Raw genomic sequence first — 19,836 nt, forward strand, 5'->3', positions numbered from 1 at the left:
GCTTCTGTGAGTTAATATTTTTTCAATGTATAGAATAATGATTGTTTGGTATCTCTTTTAATAGTGAATATATTTGAGCTTGTTCATCTCATTTTTTAAACTAAAAAAACCTTCCAGTTGGCTGAAAGGTTTTAGTATTATTTTGTTATAATGTTGTTTACAATCCGAACATACTTGCGAAAAAGTCCGGGAAGATTCCCAGGATAATAATCAATGCAATTACGACTACTGCTACAATATTATAAGTAGGTGTTACTTTTTCTGATGATTTGAATGTTGATTCTTTAAAGAAGAACATAGCAACGATCAGTCTTAAATAGTAAGCGATTGATAGGGCAGAACCCAACACTGCGACTAATACTAAGAAAGCTGCACCGTTCATAGCCTGGGAAAATAAAGCAAATTTCCCCATGAAACCAGCTGTTAACGGAACTCCTGCCATTGAAAGCATAGAGATTGCAGCAGCTGTTGCCAGTAAAGGTTCTGTTTTTGCCAATCCTTTGAACGCTCCGAAAGAAGTTTCTCTTTTTAATTTCTCTACCCAGATCAAGCACATGAAAACGCCTACTGTAGATAATGAATAAGCGAATAAATAGAACGCTAAGTTATACGTAGAAAGGCTTGTCATTCCGAAGAATACCAATCCGATGTATCCTGCGTGGGAAACTGAAGAGTATGCCAACATTCTTTTTGCATTCGTCTGAGCAAGACCCATAACGTTTGCCAAAAGCAATGTAATGATTAAGAATACTCCCAGAACATTGATCCATTCGTGGGTTACTCCGGCAAATCCGATTGTCATCAATCTGAACAAGGCAAAGAAACCTGAAATTTTTACCACACTCGCCATGAAAGCCGTGATCAATGAAGGAGATCCCGCGTATACATCCGGGCTCCACATATGGAAAGGAGCTAATGCCACTTTGAATGCCAATGCACAAAGAATCAGTAATACTCCTAAGATGAACATTACATTCGATGCATTTGCTACTCCAAAGTCATGGATTTTATATAAATCAAAGCTACCTGTACTTCCGTAGATGAAGGCAATTCCGAAAAGTAAGAAACCTGTCGCAAATGCACCCATTAAGAAATACTTGATTGAAGCTTCGTTTGATCTAAGATCGGTTTTGTTGGCTCCTGCCATTACATATAACGGAATAGAAAGGATTTCAATACCTAAGAACATGGTTACTAAGTTCTGGTATCCGAAAAGTACAATTCCTCCCACCAATGCAAATAGCATCAATGCATATAATTCCGACTGGTGGCTTCTGTGGTTGCTGAAAGCAAAACCTCCAAGGAAGAATAACAATAAGGTTGTTACAATTGATATTTTGGTAAATAATGCAGCATTAGCGCTGTATTCATACATATGCTTGTAATGATCGAAGAACGAACATTCCGGCATGAAACTTACGTACAATGCAATGATTAATCCCAAAATCCCAATGTATCTTGCGAATTTTCCTTGTTCAAAAACTCCTGAAAATAACGCAATAACTGCCGTTAGGAAAACAATAATTAAAACACTCATAATATAGATTTGAGATTTGAGATTTAAAGTTTAAAGTTCAAGGTTTAGAGTTTAAAGTTCCGGGTTGAAAAATTTCCGTCTCTTATCTCTGCTTCTTTATCTTTATTCTCTCTAATCTCTTAATTTTTTAATTTTTAAATCTTTTAATTTTTTAGTTAGCCATCGCCATGTAGATAAACTTCACTGAACTACCCACCATATCGATTATCGGTTGAGGGAAGATACCAAGTAAAATCACAAAAACCGCTAAACTTGCCAATACAGAAAATTCTACTCCTGATAAATCTTTTGCTGTACTTAGAACTGCTGCATCTCCTTCTCCAAACATTGCTTTTCCGTAGAATCTCAATAAGTACACTGCTGCAAGAATGATCGTAAGACCAGCAATTACTGCTGCTGTTCCGTTAAAATCATACACTGATTTCAATAGAATAAATTCCCCGATGAACCCATTCGTCAATGGAACTCCCATTGAACCTAATATAATGATCAGGAACAAAACGGCAAACTTCGGAGCAACTTTCGCTAATCCACCCATTTGTCTGATGTCTCTTGACTTAAATCTCTTGTATAAAATATCACAACAGTAGAATAATCCTACTACGTTAATACCGTGAGCAAAAGTTTGTACCAGTGCTCCTTCAGCACCTTCAACATTGAATGTTCCTCTTAAAGTAACTACTGCTGAAGCGAAGATACCGGCTACCATCAACCCTACGTGAGAGAAAGATGAATAGGCAATGATTCTCTTCATATCACTTTGGATAATCGCGATCAGTGCTCCGTGAACAATTCCTACAATAGCAAGAATAATCACAATCTGCCCGGAAATTCCTGCAATAGGAATTGGAGTGATTGGGAGTAAATAACGCATTACGCCATATACTGCCATTTTAAGCATGATACCGGATAACAACATCGATCCCTGAGTAGGAGAGTAGGTATAGGTATCAGGCTGCCAGGTATGGAAAGGGAATACCGGTAATTTCACTGCAAAAGCAAAGAAGATAAACCAGAATACCACAGTCTGTTGTGTTTCGTTCAGTTGCGCATTGTAAAGATCAGTTAAAGCGAATGATGCAGAGTGGTTGTACACATAGATCAATCCGGCTAACATAAATAAAGATCCAACGAATGTATATACGAAGAATTTCGTAGTGAATTCGAACCTTTTATTCTCTTGTCCCCAAAGTCCGGCAATAAACCAAATTGGAATCAAAGTTACTTCCCAGAAAATGTAGAATAATAATCCGTCTAAAGAAGTAAATACTCCCACAAGACCAAATTGCATCAACAGAATCAAACCGTAGAATGTATTTCTGTAATTTACATTTTCGTTGAAAGAAGATAAAATGATGATTGGTGCTAAAATATTGGTCAATAATAAAAGCAGCATACTCATCCCGTCAATTCCGAAATGAAGAGTACTTTTAATAAATTGTGACCATGGATAAGTGATTTCGTACTGAAGCTTACTGTCTACTGTCGGAGTAAAATCAAAATCCGAAAGTGCATAGAAAGTAAGAAGCATCTGTACCAATGCAATTCCAAGCGCCAAATATTTGCTGGAATTACCCTTCCATGCAAAAACTAATCCCGAACCTACTAGAGGTAATAGTAATAATGTTAATAATAAACAAGACATTATTATTGTAATAAAAAGTTAACAATTAATATAATTCCCACTGCTAAAGACATGATAAGAATATACGTCTCTACATTTCCGTTTTGAACACGCTTCATAGCTTTTCCGCTGTCTTCAGCACCATCACCTACAAAGTTTACAAAACGGTCTAAGATCCCCTTATCAAACATCTTTCCTCCGCGTCCTAATCCTTCAACAGTTTTTACAATCAATGCGTTGTAAAGTTCGTCAACGTATAATTTCTTAGCAGAAAGCTTTTCCCATCCGGTATAGCTTTCTTCTGCAATAGCCATTTTTTTCTTTTTCACGTAGGTATTTCTAACGATAAACCATACAGAGAAGAACATCAGTACTGTTGCTGCTAATAAGATCATTTCAGTATTGAAATCTACTCCTGAAAGAGTAGCTTCCATCTGGTTGTAGCTTTGTTCCGTAAGAACAGGCTTTAACCATTCCATCAGTTTGGCATAATGCCCATGACCGATGAAGTGTGGCAGGTTGATGAAACCTCCGATTACAGAAAGGATAGCCAATACGATCAATGGTAATGTCATATTAGACGGGCTTTCATGTAAGTGGTGTTTTTGTTCTTCAGTACCTCTGAATTCTCCGTGGAATGTCAAATAGTACAGTCTGAACATATACGTTGCAGTGATTGCCGCTAAAACAAATAAGATTACCCAGTACATTGGATTTTTAGCGAAAGCTGCTACTAAAATTTCGTCTTTGGATATCATCCCTGATAATAAAGGGAAACCCGAGATGGCTAATGTTCCGATCAGGAAGGTAGCGTGGGTAAGAGGAATATATTTTTTAAGACCTCCCATGAAACGCATATCCTGCTCGTTGCTCATTGCATGGATTACAGAACCAGCTCCTAAGAACAATAACGCTTTAAAGAAAGCATGTGTCATTACGTGGAACATTGCTGTTGTATAAGCACCAAGACCTAAAGCGATAAACATAAATCCAAGTTGTGAAACTGTAGAGTATGCCAATACTTTTTTGATGTCGTTTTGGCGTAGTGCATAGAATCCTGCTAAAGCTGCAGTTAAGAATCCGATTAATAAAATTCCTCCCTGTACCGTTGGAGCTAAAGTAAATAAGAAATTTGATCTTACTACCAAATAGACCCCCGCCGTTACCATCGTTGCCGCGTGGATCAAGGCTGATACGGGAGTTGGTCCGGCCATTGCGTCCGGTAACCATGTATATAAAGGAACCTGAGCTGATTTACCGGTTGCACCGATGAATAAACTCGCTGTGATAAAGATGATCACTGTTCCGTCTAATTCAAATTTTGAAGCATTCTCTGCTACAGAAAGATAATCTACAGCATTGGTCTGAGAAGCGATCATAAAGATACCGATCAATAACGCAAGGTCACCAATTCTGTTCATGATGAAAGCTTTTCTTGCCGCTTTACCATATTCTTCGTTGGTATACCAGAATCCGATCAACAGGTAAGAACAAAGACCTACACCTTCCCATCCGATGAATAGGATAAGATAGTTGCTTCCCATTACTAAAAGTAACATAGAGAAGATGAAAAGATTCAGGTAAGTAAAAAACTTATAGAATCCTTTATCATGACTCATATATCCGATAGAGTATAAGTGGATCAGTGAACCGATCCCTGTGATAATCATGATCATCATTAATGAAAGCTGATCAATCTGGAATCCAAAATTGATTTGAATACCATTTACTCTAAACCATTCAAAAGCTTTTACGATTACGGGCTGGCTTTCAGAATTGAAATTCATAAAAAGACTTACAGCGATGCAGAAAGATCCGAATACTGCTGCAGTGGCCAAAGAACCTACCAAGATTTTTGGAAGATTTTTCCCGAATAAACCGTTAATAAGAAACCCTAAAAGTGGTAAAAGTACTATTGCATATACTAGATTCTCCATTCTTATCCTCTTAATTTATTAAATATACTCACATCTACAGAACGGGTATTTCTATATAGCATAGCAATAATTGCCAAACCTACTGCTACTTCTGCAGCTGCAACCACCATAATGAAGAAAACTAAAAGTTGTCCGTCGCCGTTGCCTTTATATGCTGAAAAAGCTGCCAACAAAAGGTTTACAGAATTCAGCATAAGCTCTACACAGCCCAGAATCACAATAGCATTTTTTCTAAGCAATACTCCCATCACTCCTAAGCAGAATAATACTGAACAAAGGATAATGAAGTAATTCAAAGGGATGCTTTGTATAAAAGTATTTACTTCTCCCATAATTTTATAAATCTTTTTTACCGATTAATACCGCGCCTACAATACCTGCTAAAATCAGGATAGAAGCAAGCTCAAACGGTAAAACATATTCATTAAACAAAAGTCTACCCAGATTTTTAGTAAGACCAATACTTCTGTCTACATTCTCTACCACAATATGGTTTTGCTGAACACCTCTGAATACCCCTAAAACTCCAACTAAAAGAAGACCTGCAGTAAAAACTCCAATAAATTTTAAAGTATTACCCTTCTTACTTTCGTCTGCTTTATTAAGGTTAAGCATCATTAAAATGTAAAGGAAAAGTACCATGATGGCACCTGCGTACACTATAATCTGGATAATTGCAAGGAACTGAGCATTCAAAAGAATGTACATTCCGGCAATTGAAAACATCGTAACAATCAATGACAAAATAGCATATAAAGGATTTCTTGCAAATACAAAATACACTGCACTTGCCACTGCTAAAAACGCCACCAAGAAAAATAAAAACTGATCCATTATTTTACCGCATTTTTTTGTTTCTCGGATTGTCTTGTCGTGATGTCAATCCTTTCATTTATTTTTTCAACTAATTTATCTTTTCCGTAAATGAAAGATCCTCTGTTGGTTTCTACGTCTACCAATCTGTCGGTAAGATAGATGGCAGATTTAGGACAAGCCTCCTCACACATACCACAGAAAATACATCTTAGCATATTGATTTCATATACTGAAGCATACTTTTCTTCTCTGTAAAGGCCTTTTTCCTCTTTAGTTCTTTCAGAAGCAGTCATTGTAATGGCTTCTGCAGGACAAGCTACCGCACAAAGTCCACAAGCAGTACATCTTTCTCTGCCTTCTTCGTCTCTTTTCAAAACGTGCTGACCTCTCCAGATAGTCGTTCTTGGCTTCTGTACTTCCGGATACGAATATACTGCGGGAGCACCTTTTATCACGGTTCTTACAGCGTGCTTAAATGTAATCCCCATCCCTGTAAAGATCGCAGGCAGGTAGATTTTTTCAGCAAGGGTCATTTCTTTATTGGAAACAACTTTTGATCTGTTTGTAAGTTTCATTTAATTATAGATATTAGATGTTAGACACCAGATTTTAGACTAATCTTGTCTGCTATCTTAATTTTTAATATTCAATATTCACACAAACCTAACAGGTTTTTAAAAACTGTTAGGTTTAGATAATTTAATTTCCAAACGCTAAAATTACAGCTCCTGTAATTAATAGGTTTACTAATGCCATCGGGATTAATGTTTTCCATCCTAAGTGCATTAACTGGTCATATCTGAATCTTGGAAGCGTCCATCTGATCCACATGAAGATCAGAATTCCGATTACCGTTTTCGTTAAGAATGCTACGATACTTAAGATTCCTGCAATGTTTTCACCCCAATGTTGAGTTACCCATTCAATACCAGGATAGTTGTAACCTCCGAAGAAAAGAACCACCATGAAAGCATTGGAAATGAACATGTTCACATATTCTCCGAACATATATAATCCTAATTTCATGGAAGAGTATTCTGTAGAGTATCCTGTTACCAATTCAGATTCACACTCAGGTAAATCGAATGGGTGTCTGTTGGTTTCAGCCAAAGCTGCTACAAAGAAAACAAGGAAAGCAACCGGCTGATAGAAAATATTCCAGTTCATCCCGGAAACCCAAGGAATAATTCCCCATAATTTTCCGTGAGTCTGGTTTTCAGTAATTACTTTTAGATCCAAGCTTCCAGCCATCATAATGATAGAAAGAAGTGCTAATCCCATTGCCAGTTCATAAGAAATCATCTGAGAAGAAGCACGGATAGCACCTAGTAATGAATATTTGTTGTTCGAAGCCCAACCTCCGATCATAATTCCGTAAACCCCGATTGAAGCCATTCCGATGATGAAAAGTACACCAACGTCAATGTTAGCCACCTGAAGATCAAAAGAAGTACCTGCAATATTTAAACTTTTACCCCAAGGAATTACTGCTCCTGTGATTAATGAAATAAACATTACTAAAGCCGGTCCCAACACGAAAAGGAATTTTTCAGCATTGGCAGGCGTAAAGTCTTCCTTAAAGAAGAATTTTCCACCGTCAGCAAGAGGTTGCAGCAATCCGAAAGGTCCAGCTCTGTTAGGACCAATTCTATCCTGCATGATAGAGGCAACTTTTCTTTCCGCCCAGGTAGAGTAGGCTGCAATCGTTAATGACAGCAGGAAAAGTGCTAGTACAAGTATAAGTTTAAATGTAAGTAAATCCATTTTATTGTTATAGATGTTAGAAGTTATGAAGATGGGAGCTGGAAGACGGAAGTTATAGTCACATCACCGGAATCTCTCATTTTCAAATTAACTCATTATCAAATTTTCAAATTTTATTTTTCGTCTTTTTCACTGATCTCCTTGGCACCAGGATTATCAATCATTATCAATTCGTCTTTTGGCTTCTGGTAATGATTCAATGAAATGACAGAGTGTCTGTCGATATGTCTAGGACCTTCGATATTCCAGTCTGACAATGCTTTTCTTTCGAAACGGCATGTATCACAGATGAATTCTTCAACTTCACCCCACTGGTCTTTTCTTGCAGTTACCCTTACAATTTCGTCACCTTTCATCCAAACAACAGCTTTCCCGGAACATTTATCACATTTACAAGTAGCATTCATTGGTTTAGTGAACCATACTCTGCTTGCAAAACGGGATGTTCTGTCTGTTAATGCTCCTACAGGACAAACGTCGATAACGTTTCCAATGAAGTCATTATCTAAAGCCTTATTTAAATAGGTAGAAATTTCAGCATGATCTCCTCTGAAAAGAATTCCGTGCTCTCTTTCACCTGTTAATTGGTTGGCTGCTAATACGCATCTTGCACAAAGAATACAACGGTTCATGTTCAGTTTGATGTTCGGTCCAAGATCATCAGCTTCGTAAGTATTTCTTTCGAATTCTGTTCTAGTCTCAAGGTTTCCGTGCTCATATCCAAGATCCTGAAGATGGCATTCACCGGCCTGATCACAAACAGGACAGTCTAGCGGGTGATTAACCAATAAGAATTCGGTAACCGCTTTTCTTCCTTCCTGAGCTTTCTCAGAAGTAAGGTTTTTTACTTCCATACCATCCATAACGTTGGTTCTGCAACTTGCAACCAATTTCGGCATAGGACGGGGATCAGCTTCAGATCCTTTAGAAACTTCTACAAGACAAGTTCTGCATCTTCCTCCACTGGTTTCTAACTTGCTGTAGTAGCACATCGCAGGAGGTACAGATTTACCACCGATTTGTCTCGCAGCTTCCAGAATAGAAGTACCAGGCAAAACTTCAGCAGTCTGTCCGTCTATAGTTATTTTGAATTTTTTAACTTCTTCGCTCATATTATATGCTTTAAGCTTTATGCGTTAAGCAACAGGCTTTGTTATTTATATTTTTTCGTATTAAATGTATATCCAACTCCCGCCATAACCTGTCCGAAAACAAAATCCTGCTGGGCTTTGTCTGGTTTATTATTCAATGTGGTTTTAATATCCCACATGTTAATATAACCGGCTTTTCCTTCTACTCTTACCATCCAGTGGTTCCACAAAACTAAGTTAAGACTGGCTCTTACGTCAGTTCCCATACCTGCTACATGAAAACGGTCACTTCTTTCATTACCAAAAAGCTTTATATTACTTTTTGGAAACATTACCCCGATTCCGGCACCATAAGACCAGACTAAGTCAACATTTTTTTTGTTGATCAGACTTTGATACCTTTCCAGACCTAAGTTTTCATAATTAAGTCCGTCTGTATGTTCAAAAGTAAGGAACTTCTCATCTGCAAGATTTACCTGCCCGTTCTGTACCATTCCGGCATATTCAGGATCTGAAATATGTCCCTTGAAATTAACAGTCTGGTTCTGATCCATCACATACTTCATATGGTCAATTCCAAGGACAAGTGCTAAATTATCTTTAATAAAATATCCTGCTCTGAAATTGTACTGAACTACCGTAAACCATCCCGGATTAATGTAAACAATACCAAATTTTGTTGGCCTATCCTGAGCAGTTACATTATTCAGTTGAAAATCATAACCATTTCCTTTGAAACGAATATCAGAATTACTGAATATTGCCCTGTTCCATCCAAAGAAAACAAACATCTGTCCCTTTTTACTCAAAGGTTCAGGTTTCTTAACAGAAGTGGTTTCAAACGAATCCATGCTTCTATCTATCAAAGTATCTTTTTCCTTTTTTTGTCCGAAAACTAAACTCGACATCATTAAGCCGACAACCAATAACTTTTTCATTTACGCGTTTTTTTCAACGGCCGGAATAGGATCTGCATAATGTGCTAATCCATAGTTTTGAGTTTGAGACAACTCAGGGTTTTTCACGTGCCACTCAAATTCATCTCTGAAGTGACGGATTGCTGCTGCAACCGGCCAAGCTGCGGCATCACCTAATGGACAGATCGTGTTTCCTTCGATTTTTCTCTGAATATCCCAAAGTAGATCGATATCTTCCATTTTTCCTTCTCCTTTCTCAATTTTTTTCAAAATCTTGTACATCCATCCTGTACCTTCACGGCAAGGGGTACATTGTCCACAACTTTCGTGATTGTAGAATCTTGCTAAAGTCATTGTGTGATCTACAATACACTGATCTTCATCCAACACGATGAAACCTCCTGAACCCATCATTGTTCCGGTAGCAAAACCACCATCTGCTAATGATTCATAGTTCATATATCTTGGCTCTCCGTTCACGGTTCTCAACAATAAGTTTGCTGGAACGATTGGAACAGAACTTCCTCCAGGAATACAAGCCTTTAATTTTTTACCGTCTTTAATACCACCGCAATATTCATCTGAGTAGATGAATTCTTCTACAGTGATGGTCATATCAATTTCGTATACCCCCGGTTTGTTGATGTTTCCACAAGCAGAAATCAATTTCGTACCTGTAGATCTTCCTACCCCGATTTTAGCATACTCAGCACCTGTAATATCAATGATTGGAACGATTGCTGCAATAGACTCAACATTGTTTACTACCGTTGGTCTTTCCCAAAGACCTTTTACCGCCGGGAATGGTGGTTTTAATCTTGGGTTACCTCTTTTTCCTTCAAGGGATTCAAGCAATGCAGTTTCCTCACCACAGATGTATGCTCCACCTCCTCTCTGAACATAAATTTCACAATCGAAACCTGTTCCAAGGATATTTTTACCTAAAAACCCTGCTGCTTTGGCTTCTTCAATTGCTTCTTCTAAAATATCAGGAATCCAGGAATACTCTCCACGGATGTAGATATAAGAAACATTTGAACCTAAACAGTAAGATGAGATCAGCATTCCTTCAATCAATAAATGAGGAAGGAATTCCATTAAATATCTGTCCTTGAATGTTCCAGGCTCAGATTCATCTGCATTTACCACAAGGTGTCTTGGAACGCCCTCTGGTTTTGCCAAAAAGCTCCATTTCATCCCTGTTGGAAATCCGGCTCCACCACGTCCTCTTAGTCCTGAAGCTTTTACTTCTTCAAGAATTTCATCAGGAGTCATCTTCAAGGCTTTTTCTGCCGCTGTGTAACCTCCCTGTTTACGGTACGTTTCAAAGTAGCGAATACCTTCTATATGTGCGTCTTTAAGTAAAAGTTTTTTACTCATTGTTTATTATGCTTTTAGCGTTCAGCTATTGGCTCGTGGCTTTTAGCTTATGGCTATTTTTAATGTGTTAAAATTTATTTAGTCTAAAGCAAGTTGTCCCTGTCTGCAAAGATCAAGGATTTCATCTACTTTTTCTATCGTTAAATTTTCATGAAAGAATTTTCCAAGCTGTAGCATGGGTGCGTATCCGCATGCTCCAAGACATTCAGCTGGCTTTAAGGTGAACATACCGTCTTCAGTAGTTTCCCCATCCTTAATGTTCAGTTTGGTTCTGATATGGTCAAGGATTTTTTCGCTTCCACAAACCATACAAGGTCCTGTTCTGCAAACTTCCAAAACATATTTACCTACCGGCTTCATGTTGAACATCGTATAGAAAGTAGCCACTTCATATACTTCGATCGGTTTGATACTTAATAGTCCGGCAACATAATCCATCACAGGAACATCTAACCATCCTCCGAATTCTTTCTGTGCCAAGTGAAGTACGGGAAGAAGAGCAGATTTCTGTCTTCCTTCAGGATATCTTGCGATAATTTTGTGTACCTGTGCTAAACTTTCCGGTTTAAAAGCTATTGTTTCGCTCATTTTTTATCTAAGATTAAAGAACATTAAAAAAAGAGAATAGACTCTGAAATTCGTGTTCTAAATTCGTTTTATATTGGGTGAAGAAAGTCTATTATCTTTTCTTCTATTATCTTTTTAGTCTAATCTATTATGCGTCTAATTCTCCCGCAATAATATTCATACTACACATCGTTACAATAGCATCTGAAATTACAGAACCTGTAATCATTTCAGGATATGCCTGATAGTAGATGAAACATGGTCTTCTGAAGTGAAGTCTGTAAGGACTTCTTCCTCCGTCACTCACAAGATAGAAACCTAATTCTCCGTTTCCACCTTCTACAGCATGGTAAACTTCTCCTTTCGGTACATCAGTTTCTCCCATTACAATTTTGAAATGGTAGATCAATGCTTCCATTTTCTGATATACATCTGCCTTTTCAGGAAGATAGAAATCAGGAACATCCGCGTGGAATGGTCCTTCCGGAAGGTTTTCGTATGCTTGTTTGATGATTTTAAGTGATTCCCAGATTTCCTGTTGACGAACCATGAAACGGTCGTAAGTATCTCCTGAAGTTCCTACAGGAATAATAAAGTCGAAATCTTCGTATGATGAATAAGGCTGTGCAACTCTCACATCGTAATCTACGCCTGCTGCACGTAAGTTTGGACCTGTGAAACCATAGCTTAATGCTCTTTCGGCAGAAATAGCTCCTGTACCAATGGTTCTGTCCATGAAAATCCTGTTTCTTTCTAATAAAGTACCGAATTCTTTAAATCTTCCAGGGAAGGTTTTTAAGAAGTCCTGTAATAACTCATGGAATTTAGGTGTGAAATCTCTTTCGAACCCTCCGATTCTTCCCATATTGGTGGTCATCCTCGCTCCGCAAATCTGCTCATACATATCGTAAATACGTTCTCTTTCGATGAACATATACGTAAGACCTGTAATCGCTCCTGAGTCCATTCCGGTTACCCCGTTACAGATCAGGTGGTCACCGATTCTTGCTAATTCCATTAAGATAACACGCATATAGTCTACACGCTTAGGAACTTCAACGCCAATCAGCTTCTCAACTGTCATGTGCCAACCCAAATTGTTGATGGGTGCAGAACAGTAATTCATACGGTCAGTAAGGGTGGTGATCTGAGAATAGTTTCTTCTTTCAGAAATTTTTTCAAATGCTCTGTGGATATATCCTACCGTTTGCTCAGCGTGAAGGATTCTTTCTCCATCCATCGTTAAGATATTCTGGAAAATCCCGTGGGTAGCAGGGTGGGTAGGTCCTAAATTGAGGGTGTATAATTGTCCGTCAATCTGTTCCTTACTTTCGTACTGGTTTAGTATATTAGATAATGAGTTATCTTTCATAATGATTGCTTTTAGCTATTTGCTTCCGGCTATTGGCTAGCAGCCATTGGCCATTCGCTTTTTTATCTTCCGAACATATTATCATCCTTATCGGTTCTTGTACCGTCTTCAAGGCGATATTCCTTCAACATTGGATGGTATCCCAGATCTTCCATATTCAGGATAGGTCTCAAATCCGGATGTCCTTTAAATTTAATTCCATAGAAATCAAAAGTTTCTCTTTCCATCCAGTTGGCACCCGCAAATAAATCTACAAGAGAATCTACTTCGATATTTTCTCTGGACATAAAGATTTTCAGACGTAATCTTACATTGGTCATCATATTATGCAAATGATACACAACTCCTATTTCCTTTTCCGGAAATTCAGGATAATGAATTCCACAGATATCGGTAAGGAAATTAAATTCCAATGATGAATCTTTAAGATAGTGAATGATTTTCTTGATATCTTCTTTCTTTACTTCAATAGTCAGCATCCCGTAAGGTTCTGAGCTTGAAATAACAGATTCCGGAAATTCTCTCGTGATTGCTTCTAATACAAATTCGTTCGTCATTTCCGTTTAGTTGCTTATGTTGTAAGAATCTAATAACTTCTGGTATTCAGGCATATCTCTTCTTCTGATGCTTTCGCTTTCTGCAAGAGCCTGTACCTGCATTACTCCTTCAATGATCTGTTCAGGTCTTGGAGGACATCCCGGAACGTATACGTCTACCGGAATAATTTTATCAATTCCCTGAAGTACGGAATAGGTATCAAAAATACCACCGCTAGAAGCACAAGCTCCAACGGCTACCACCCATTTGGGTTCAGCCATCTGAGTGTATACTTCTTTTAGGACTGGTCCTAATTTCTTTGATATAGTTCCGCAAACCATCAGCATATCTGCTTGTCTTGGGGAGAAAGAGTTTCTTTCCATACCAAATCTTGAAGCATCATAAGTAGGGTTCAGGGTAGCCATAAACTCGATACCACAACAAGAGGTAGCAAATGGTAATGGCCAAAGTGAAAACTTTCTTGCCATCCCGATTACACTGCTCAGTTTTGTTGCGAAAAACCCTTCTCCTTCATAGCCTTCGGGAGCAGGTGCATCTGTTCTTATTACTGGTTTTTTATCTGACATTTTCTTTGATTTTTGATTTTGAATTATAAATGCTGGATTATTGATTCAAAACCCATCATTCAAAATTCATAATTTACTTTATTTATCCCAATCTAACGCACCACGTTTCCAAACATAGAAAAACGCCATGAAGAAGATGGCCACGAATGTAAGTACTGCCAGGAATCCTTCCATGCCGAATTCTCTGAAGTTTACCGCGTAGGGATAAAAAAATACGATTTCAATATCGAATAGTACAAACAATACCGCAGTCAGGAAGTACTTGATAGAAAACGGTGTTCTTGCATTTCCTTCACTAGGAACTCCACATTCCCAGCTTTGGTTTTTCACAGAGTTTCCTTTTTTCTGTTGTGGCCCCAGGAAATGTGCCCCAAGCAAAGAAACAGCTACAAATCCTACTGCTACACCAGCCTGGATAAGGATTGGAATATAACTTTCAGGTAAATTCATTTTTGCATTATTATCTCAATTTGCAAATTTAGCGAATAAACAAGAAAGCATGAAATTTATGAGCTTAAAAGTCGGATGAAAATTAGGAAAACCGATAATTTAGAATCAATAAAAATAACAGGTTATTTCTTCATTTTTTTAAGGAGAGTGTAGGCCATAAATGAAATATATCCAAAAAGGAGACTGGCGAAAACAATATTGATCAGCGTATTTGTTTTGTCATCCGGTGACTGAAAAAAGAAATTATACACGATAAATCCGGCGATTAAAACGGCAAAAATGATAAGCTGTGGCTTCATGAGGTGAAAGTGTTTGAGGGTGGGAGAGTTTTAGAGTGAAGGAGTAAAGTTGTACTTACTCATCATTCATCATTTATCATTTATCTCAAGTGAGTACGTTCTTCTTCTTTTATGATTTACAGGATTGTAATCCTGCCAAAGAACCTGTACACTTTTATTTTCTTCCAGTTCAGGATTGGTTTCTGCAAAATTAATTCCCATACTTGTAAACCGGACAAAAATTTCTTTAAAGATAATAGCCGTTACACCACGTCTCTGGTATTCAGGATGGATTCCGATCAGGTAAAAATTGGCTCGGTCGTTCTTTTTTGTAGCCTGTAAGAAATGCCACCATCCGAAGGGGAATAGTTTTCCTTTCGACTTCTGTAAAGCCTTAGAATAAGAGGGCATTGTAATAGCAAAAGATACCAGTTGCTGATTTTCATCTACCACACATATCACATAGTTTTTATCAATAAGAGGGAAGTATTTCTCTTTGTACGTTTTGATCTGTTCGTCGGAAATCGGGGTATAAGTAGAAAGATGTTTATAGGTCTCATCCAATAACTTAAACATGGGTTCTACATAAGGAAGTATTTCATCTTTAGATTTGAAATTAAGAACTTTAAGTTTGTATTTCTGAGCAATTAATCCACTGAATTTTTCTACTTTTTCAGGAAGTACTTTCGGGAAATTCATTTCATATTCTACCCATTCTTTTTCTTTGGTTAATCCAAGATTTTCAAGATGTTTAGGATAATAGGCATGATTATAAATTCCAATCATGGTTGCCAGTTTGTCGAACCCCATGGTCAGCATACCTGCCTTGTCAAGATTGGTGAACCCCATTGGGCCTTCAATCTTGTTAAGATTGTGTGCTTTGGCATAATCAATTGCTGTTTGGATTAAAGCTTTGGAAACTTCGGCGTCATCAATGAAATCTATCCAGCCAAACCGAACTTTTTTAATGTCTAATTCTTTTTCTTCTTTATGATTAATAATTACAGCAATTCTTCCAACTATCTTCTGGTCTCTTATAGCCAGAAACTGTTTGGATTCTGAATAATCTAAGGCCGGATTTTCTTTTGCATCCCAGATTTTCATTTCATCTTTAATAAAGGATGGAACGTAGTATGGATTATTTTTATATAAATCCATCGGAAATCTTACGAATTGCTTGAGCTGGTCAGCTGTTTTTACTTCAATAATTGAAATTCTAGACATGTTTTTTGAGGTAATTTAAGGACAAATATAAATAATAATATCGTATACTTTGGCACAGTTTTTATATCATTATGCTTAAAAATTGAACACAAAATCTATATAAAATGGTGGGTTATTATATCATTATTGGAATTTCAATGCTGGTCAGCTGGTGGGTTTCATCCAGGTTGAAATCTAAATTTGAATATTATTCCAATGTACATCTTCGAAATGGCCTTTCGGGGAAAGAAGTAGCGGAAAAGATGTTGAGAGATAACGGGATTAATGATGTTCAGGTAATATCGGTTCCTGGGCAGTTGACGGACCACTATAATCCGGCAGATAAAACAGTAAACCTTTCTGAAGGAGTCTATATGCAGAGAAATGCAGCCGCTGCAGCTGTAGCAGCACATGAGTGCGGACATGCCGTACAACATGCCGTAGGGTATGCTATGCTGAATTTACGTTCGAAACTGGTTCCTATTGTTAATATAAGTTCTAATCTGATGCAGTTTGTCCTTATCGCAGGTATTGCGATTATGGCAGCATCAAGAACAATCGAAAATCCAAATGGAAATACAACCGTTTTAGCGATTGGGGTAGCCATGTTTGCGATGACGACTCTTTTTGCATTTGTAACGTTACCGGTAGAATATGATGCGAGTAACAGAGCAATGAAATGGCTGAAAGATACTGGTACTGTAACCCAGGAAGAATTTGTCGGAGTACAGGATAGTTTAAAATGGGCTGCCAGAACTTATGTGGTCGCAGCTATCGGATCATTAGCACAGCTGTTGTATTGGGGTTCTTTACTTCTCGGAGGAAGAAGAGATTAATCTTTAAATTCAAATGAAACATATTGCATCTCGGATAATTTTTCCGAGATGTTTTCTTTTTGCACCAGTTTTAAAGAGGCTGTCAGGATACAATTTTCATTAGCATCAAAACTTAGGACCTTGGCATCAAATTTTGAAAGTAAAGTGAAAATGGTATTTTGTTGATTAAAATTGAATTGAATTTCAACTTCTGTTTCCAATTCTTTTGTAATGATATTGGCTTCTTCCAGAGTAACCTTTGCAGATTCTTTGTAAGCTTTCACCAAACCTGAAACACCGAGTTTTGTTCCTCCGTAATAACGAACAACAATAACCAGAATATTGGTAATTTCATGAGCCAGTAACTGATTGTAAATCGGTAACCCTGCACTTCCGGAAGGTTCACCGTCATCATTCGCCCGATAATTCTCCCCATTTAACCCTATTCTGAAAGCATAACAATGGTGAGTGGCCTTTGGATGTTCTTCTCTGATCTTTTCCAATGCAGCCCTTAACTCAGTTTCATGATGTACAGGAAAGGCAAATCCGATGAACTTGCTTCCCTTTTCCTTTATTAAAGTGTTTTCTATAGGTTTTTCTATGGTTTTGTATTCAAACGTCATTCTGGTTCCGGCTTTGTCATGCAAAAGTATTAAATGCTTTATTAATTTTTAGCATATAAATAAAGAAGCCATCAAATTTTGATGGCTTCCATGAATATTTATTTTTTTAGGATTTTTTGTGTGAACCATTTTCCATTGGTTTCAAATTTGATAAAATAAGTTCCAGACTCCAAGTGTGAGATATTAATTCCGTTGTTCTCTTTTATAAATGTCATTATTTTTCCCTGTACATCATAAACCTGAACTTTGTCTAAAGTGATTGGTGTTTTAAAGAAAACCGAAGCTGTTGTAGGATTAGGATATATCTGATTATTTGGACTATCTTTTGCTTTTTCATTTTCATTGGTTCCAAGAGTTTGATCAGGGAATTCCACGATGAAAATATCTGAAGTTGTTCCAACAGCAATAATTTTATTTTTAAAAAATTTTATGTCATTAATTGTTACCAGATTAAAATTAAAATAGTTAGTACTCGGAACAACAAGTTGCGATGTTAGGCCTCCGTCTGCTGTTCTGTATATGTCCCAACCGGAATCCATGCGATAGCCTATAAGGTCACTAATATAATGGTATTGATCATCATCTGTATTTTCAGTCCAGGTAGAACCGGCATTACTACTAATATAATGCATGTCATTATCTGTGCCTATCTGTATCTTGTTTATATTAATAATATTGATATAAGTTATTGATGTTGGTACATTGTAAATGTTATTCCATGTTATTCCTCCGTCTGTTGTTTTATAAAGCTTTTGGTATGTTCCGGCATAGCCAATCATATCATTATAAAATTGGATTGTTTCAACCTTATCAGTTAGTGTAAAATAAGAGGTATTAGATGTTGTAAATAAGTGTATTCCATTGTTGGGTGAAACATAGGGGGATGCAGTTCCTAATAAGACATCACCATTACTTTTAAGCCAGTAAGGAGATACAAATGTGGGATGATTGATTATGTTTGAATTATCCCACGTCTTACCAAAATCTGATGTGAAAGAATGGTTTCCATTACCAATAAGGACTCCTTTGCCGTTTTCTCTTATATGTGCACCTTTGAAAGCATCCAGAGTGAAGGTTGCTTTTTTGTTGGTCCAGTTGTATCCTCCATTTTCAGTATAATATACTACACTATAGCCAGTTTGATTTCCTACGATAACTCCTTTGTCATCATTACCGAAAGATATGTTTTTCAAGTTAGATTGATATATCCCCGGCACCTGGATAGTCCAGTTTGTACCATTGGTCGATTTATAAATATTAGCATCACCGCCTACCAAAATATTGCCATTTACAAATCCTATAGAATAGAGACTGTTATAAGGGAAGGCGTCAATCAGTCTTTGCTGTGTCCAGGTCTGTCCCATATCTGAAGATTTTAATAACCTGTTATCGCTGCCTACAGCATATAATTTTCCAGTATTGTATTTAATATCATACAAGCGGGATTGGGTATTGGTGCTTAAAGCTATCCAGGTGTTTCCCTGGTCTGTTGTTTTGAAAATTCCTCCGCTATTTCCTGTAACATACCCTTCATTATCATTAATGAAAAGGATTTTGTCAATTCCGGTTGTATTTAGAGGAGTTGGGATCCAGGTTGCTCCCTGGTTGGTCGTCTTGTATAATGTGCCATTTTCTCCAGCTACAAATCCTATGTTCGGATTGATAAAGAAAACATCATTTAAGGTTGTATTGATAGAAAGAGATACGGAGGTGAAGCTGACTCCTCCATTGGTTGTTTTATAAATTACACCTGTATTACCACAGACGAAACCAACAGATTCATTAACAAAATACATGTTTTTCAAGAAATCACTACTTACAGGGTATGGTGTGGAAGTAGCAAAAGCATCTGTAGTTTTGAAAATCTGATAATCTTTTAAAACGAAACCTACATTATCGTTAAGCATTTGAATGTCTAAGCATCCAGATCTGAAAAGTTTTCGCCACGTAATTCCGCTATCTCTGGATGAAGAGGCAGCCTTGTCTTTGTCTACGATGTATACAGTTTGATTTGGGGTAACTTCTAAATTTTTGATTATAGAATACCCCTTTACAGGAGTTAAATATTTCCATTCCTGCGATTGAAGAATAGAAATTATGCTCAAAAAAAGAACACTAAAGAGCTTGTTCATATAAGGTTATTATTTTTAGCAAATATATAAATTCAGGATGAATGAATGTTTTGTGGAAATATATAGAGGTAAAAAACAGATCTATATCATTTTTTAAATGCATTCTTATAGAAAAATATTTTCGGATATAATGTTTTATGTGTTTGTTTTACAGTGTTTTGGTTGGTTGTGTGTCGTGTATTCATTTTTGTAAAGAAAGAGTAATC

The 19,836-nt window shown here is 37.2% G+C and carries 20 protein-coding genes; 1 reads left to right on the forward strand and 19 read right to left on the reverse strand.

What is annotated here, in order from left to right; all coding sequences use genetic code 11:
• Positions 1 to 157 precede the first annotated feature (157 nt).
• From EG342_RS09395 to EG342_RS09470, 17 genes are all read right to left on the reverse strand, one after another.
• A complete protein-coding gene (locus tag EG342_RS09395) occupies positions 158 to 1,537 on the reverse strand; it encodes an NADH-quinone oxidoreductase subunit N (RefSeq protein WP_103291628.1) in 1,380 nt (459 codons plus the stop codon).
• A 151-nt stretch (positions 1,538 to 1,688) separates the two neighbouring features.
• A complete protein-coding gene (locus EG342_RS09400) occupies positions 1,689 to 3,182 on the reverse strand; it encodes a complex I subunit 4 family protein (RefSeq protein ID WP_103291627.1) in 1,494 nt (497 codons plus the stop codon).
• Positions 3,183 to 3,184: 2 nt separating this feature from the next.
• Complete coding sequence (nuoL, locus tag EG342_RS09405; protein WP_103291626.1) at positions 3,185 to 5,098, reverse strand: NADH-quinone oxidoreductase subunit L; 1,914 nt, start codon at positions 5,096 to 5,098, stop codon at positions 3,185 to 3,187.
• 2 nt (positions 5,099 to 5,100) lie between these two features.
• Positions 5,101 to 5,430 carry an NADH-quinone oxidoreductase subunit NuoK gene (gene nuoK, locus EG342_RS09410; RefSeq protein WP_045492868.1) on the reverse strand — a complete coding sequence of 110 codons (330 nt, stop codon included), beginning with the start codon at positions 5,428 to 5,430 and terminating at the stop codon, positions 5,101 to 5,103.
• Between the two features lie 4 nt (positions 5,431 to 5,434).
• Entirely contained in the window at positions 5,435 to 5,932 is a 498-nt protein-coding gene (locus EG342_RS09415; RefSeq protein WP_103291625.1) for an NADH-quinone oxidoreductase subunit J family protein, read from the reverse strand.
• Positions 5,932 to 6,489 carry a NuoI/complex I 23 kDa subunit family protein gene (locus EG342_RS09420; protein ID WP_034703566.1) on the reverse strand — a complete coding sequence of 186 codons (558 nt, stop codon included), beginning with the start codon at positions 6,487 to 6,489 and terminating at the stop codon, positions 5,932 to 5,934. Before EG342_RS09420 ends, EG342_RS09415 begins: the two co-directional genes overlap by 1 nt.
• A gap of 124 nt (positions 6,490 to 6,613) precedes the next feature.
• A complete protein-coding gene (gene nuoH, locus EG342_RS09425) occupies positions 6,614 to 7,678 on the reverse strand; it encodes an NADH-quinone oxidoreductase subunit NuoH (RefSeq protein ID WP_103291624.1) in 1,065 nt (354 codons plus the stop codon).
• Between the two features lie 113 nt (positions 7,679 to 7,791).
• Positions 7,792 to 8,790 (reverse strand): NADH-quinone oxidoreductase subunit G, encoded by a 999-nt coding sequence (locus EG342_RS09430; RefSeq protein ID WP_103291623.1) that lies wholly within the window; start codon positions 8,788 to 8,790, stop codon positions 7,792 to 7,794.
• Between the two features lie 41 nt (positions 8,791 to 8,831).
• A complete protein-coding gene (locus EG342_RS09435) occupies positions 8,832 to 9,680 on the reverse strand; it encodes a hypothetical protein (protein ID WP_103291720.1) in 849 nt (282 codons plus the stop codon).
• 27 nt (positions 9,681 to 9,707) lie between these two features.
• Entirely contained in the window at positions 9,708 to 11,066 is a 1,359-nt protein-coding gene (nuoF, locus tag EG342_RS09440; RefSeq protein ID WP_047382176.1) for an NADH-quinone oxidoreductase subunit NuoF, read from the reverse strand.
• Positions 11,067 to 11,144: 78 nt separating this feature from the next.
• Complete coding sequence (locus EG342_RS09445) at positions 11,145 to 11,654, reverse strand: NADH-quinone oxidoreductase subunit NuoE family protein (protein ID WP_103291622.1); 510 nt, start codon at positions 11,652 to 11,654, stop codon at positions 11,145 to 11,147.
• A 127-nt stretch (positions 11,655 to 11,781) separates the two neighbouring features.
• Entirely contained in the window at positions 11,782 to 13,005 is a 1,224-nt protein-coding gene (nuoD, locus tag EG342_RS09450; protein WP_103291621.1) for an NADH dehydrogenase (quinone) subunit D, read from the reverse strand.
• Between the two features lie 62 nt (positions 13,006 to 13,067).
• Positions 13,068 to 13,562: an NADH-quinone oxidoreductase subunit C gene (locus EG342_RS09455; protein WP_103291620.1), complete on the reverse strand. Its 495-nt coding sequence runs from the start codon at positions 13,560 to 13,562 to the stop codon at positions 13,068 to 13,070.
• Between the two features lie 6 nt (positions 13,563 to 13,568).
• Positions 13,569 to 14,129, reverse strand: a complete 561-nt coding sequence (locus EG342_RS09460; RefSeq protein ID WP_002983540.1) for an NADH-quinone oxidoreductase subunit B — start codon at positions 14,127 to 14,129, stop codon at positions 13,569 to 13,571.
• 78 nt (positions 14,130 to 14,207) lie between these two features.
• On the reverse strand, positions 14,208 to 14,579 hold the full coding sequence (locus tag EG342_RS09465; protein ID WP_103291619.1) for an NADH-quinone oxidoreductase subunit A: 372 nt from the start codon (positions 14,577 to 14,579) through the stop codon (positions 14,208 to 14,210).
• A 122-nt stretch (positions 14,580 to 14,701) separates the two neighbouring features.
• The gene (locus EG342_RS25135; protein WP_164465166.1) at positions 14,702 to 14,878 is read right to left on the reverse strand and encodes a hypothetical protein; all 177 of its coding nucleotides are present in this window, start codon (positions 14,876 to 14,878) and stop codon (positions 14,702 to 14,704) included.
• A 69-nt stretch (positions 14,879 to 14,947) separates the two neighbouring features.
• Complete coding sequence (locus EG342_RS09470) at positions 14,948 to 16,081, reverse strand: GTP cyclohydrolase (protein ID WP_103291617.1); 1,134 nt, start codon at positions 16,079 to 16,081, stop codon at positions 14,948 to 14,950.
• Between the two features lie 104 nt (positions 16,082 to 16,185).
• On the opposite strand from EG342_RS09470, the gene EG342_RS09475 reads away from it, so the two are divergent.
• Positions 16,186 to 16,896: a zinc metallopeptidase gene (locus EG342_RS09475; RefSeq protein WP_185126895.1), complete on the forward strand. Its 711-nt coding sequence runs from the start codon at positions 16,186 to 16,188 to the stop codon at positions 16,894 to 16,896.
• Here the strand turns inward: EG342_RS09475 and EG342_RS09480 are convergent.
• A complete protein-coding gene (locus EG342_RS09480) occupies positions 16,893 to 17,498 on the reverse strand; it encodes an IMPACT family protein (protein ID WP_103291614.1) in 606 nt (201 codons plus the stop codon). The two genes, EG342_RS09475 and EG342_RS09480, sit on opposite strands and share 4 nt — an antisense overlap.
• A 98-nt stretch (positions 17,499 to 17,596) precedes the next feature.
• Entirely contained in the window at positions 17,597 to 19,630 is a 2,034-nt protein-coding gene (locus EG342_RS09485) for a YCF48-related protein (RefSeq protein ID WP_103291612.1), read from the reverse strand.
• Between the last annotated feature and the right edge of the window lie 206 nt (positions 19,631 to 19,836).

The organism is Chryseobacterium lactis (genome assembly GCF_003815875.1).
In the GTDB taxonomy this organism is placed as follows: Bacteria; Bacteroidota; Bacteroidia; order Flavobacteriales; family Weeksellaceae; genus Chryseobacterium; species Chryseobacterium lactis.

What these genes read in the sequence shown, in the direction of transcription:
- EG342_RS09395 (WP_103291628.1), bottom strand. Translation starts at nt 1,537, where the DNA reads ATGAGTGTTTTAATTATTGTTTTCCTAACGGCAGTTATTGCGTTATTT.
- EG342_RS09400 (WP_103291627.1), bottom strand. Translation starts at nt 3,182, where the DNA reads ATGTCTTGTTTATTATTAACATTATTACTATTACCTCTAGTAGGTTCG.
- nuoL (WP_103291626.1), bottom strand. Translation starts at nt 5,098, where the DNA reads ATGGAGAATCTAGTATATGCAATAGTACTTTTACCACTTTTAGGGTTT.
- nuoK (WP_045492868.1), bottom strand. Translation starts at nt 5,430, where the DNA reads ATGGGAGAAGTAAATACTTTTATACAAAGCATCCCTTTGAATTACTTC.
- EG342_RS09415 (WP_103291625.1), bottom strand. Translation starts at nt 5,932, where the DNA reads ATGGATCAGTTTTTATTTTTCTTGGTGGCGTTTTTAGCAGTGGCAAGT.
- EG342_RS09420 (WP_034703566.1), bottom strand. Translation starts at nt 6,489, where the DNA reads ATGAAACTTACAAACAGATCAAAAGTTGTTTCCAATAAAGAAATGACC.
- nuoH (WP_103291624.1), bottom strand. Translation starts at nt 7,678, where the DNA reads ATGGATTTACTTACATTTAAACTTATACTTGTACTAGCACTTTTCCTG.
- EG342_RS09430 (WP_103291623.1), bottom strand. Translation starts at nt 8,790, where the DNA reads ATGAGCGAAGAAGTTAAAAAATTCAAAATAACTATAGACGGACAGACT.
- EG342_RS09435 (WP_103291720.1), bottom strand. Translation starts at nt 9,680, where the DNA reads ATGATGTCGAGTTTAGTTTTCGGACAAAAAAAGGAAAAAGATACTTTG.
- nuoF (WP_047382176.1), bottom strand. Translation starts at nt 11,066, where the DNA reads ATGAGTAAAAAACTTTTACTTAAAGACGCACATATAGAAGGTATTCGC.
- EG342_RS09445 (WP_103291622.1), bottom strand. Translation starts at nt 11,654, where the DNA reads ATGAGCGAAACAATAGCTTTTAAACCGGAAAGTTTAGCACAGGTACAC.
- nuoD (WP_103291621.1), bottom strand. Translation starts at nt 13,005, where the DNA reads ATGAAAGATAACTCATTATCTAATATACTAAACCAGTACGAAAGTAAG.
- EG342_RS09455 (WP_103291620.1), bottom strand. Translation starts at nt 13,562, where the DNA reads ATGACGAACGAATTTGTATTAGAAGCAATCACGAGAGAATTTCCGGAA.
- EG342_RS09460 (WP_002983540.1), bottom strand. Translation starts at nt 14,129, where the DNA reads ATGTCAGATAAAAAACCAGTAATAAGAACAGATGCACCTGCTCCCGAA.
- EG342_RS09465 (WP_103291619.1), bottom strand. Translation starts at nt 14,579, where the DNA reads ATGAATTTACCTGAAAGTTATATTCCAATCCTTATCCAGGCTGGTGTA.
- EG342_RS25135 (WP_164465166.1), bottom strand. Translation starts at nt 14,878, where the DNA reads ATGAAGCCACAGCTTATCATTTTTGCCGTTTTAATCGCCGGATTTATC.
- EG342_RS09470 (WP_103291617.1), bottom strand. Translation starts at nt 16,081, where the DNA reads ATGTCTAGAATTTCAATTATTGAAGTAAAAACAGCTGACCAGCTCAAG.
- EG342_RS09475 (WP_185126895.1), top strand. Translation starts at nt 16,186, where the DNA reads ATGGTGGGTTATTATATCATTATTGGAATTTCAATGCTGGTCAGCTGG.
- EG342_RS09480 (WP_103291614.1), bottom strand. Translation starts at nt 17,498, where the DNA reads ATGACGTTTGAATACAAAACCATAGAAAAACCTATAGAAAACACTTTA.
- EG342_RS09485 (WP_103291612.1), bottom strand. Translation starts at nt 19,630, where the DNA reads ATGAACAAGCTCTTTAGTGTTCTTTTTTTGAGCATAATTTCTATTCTT.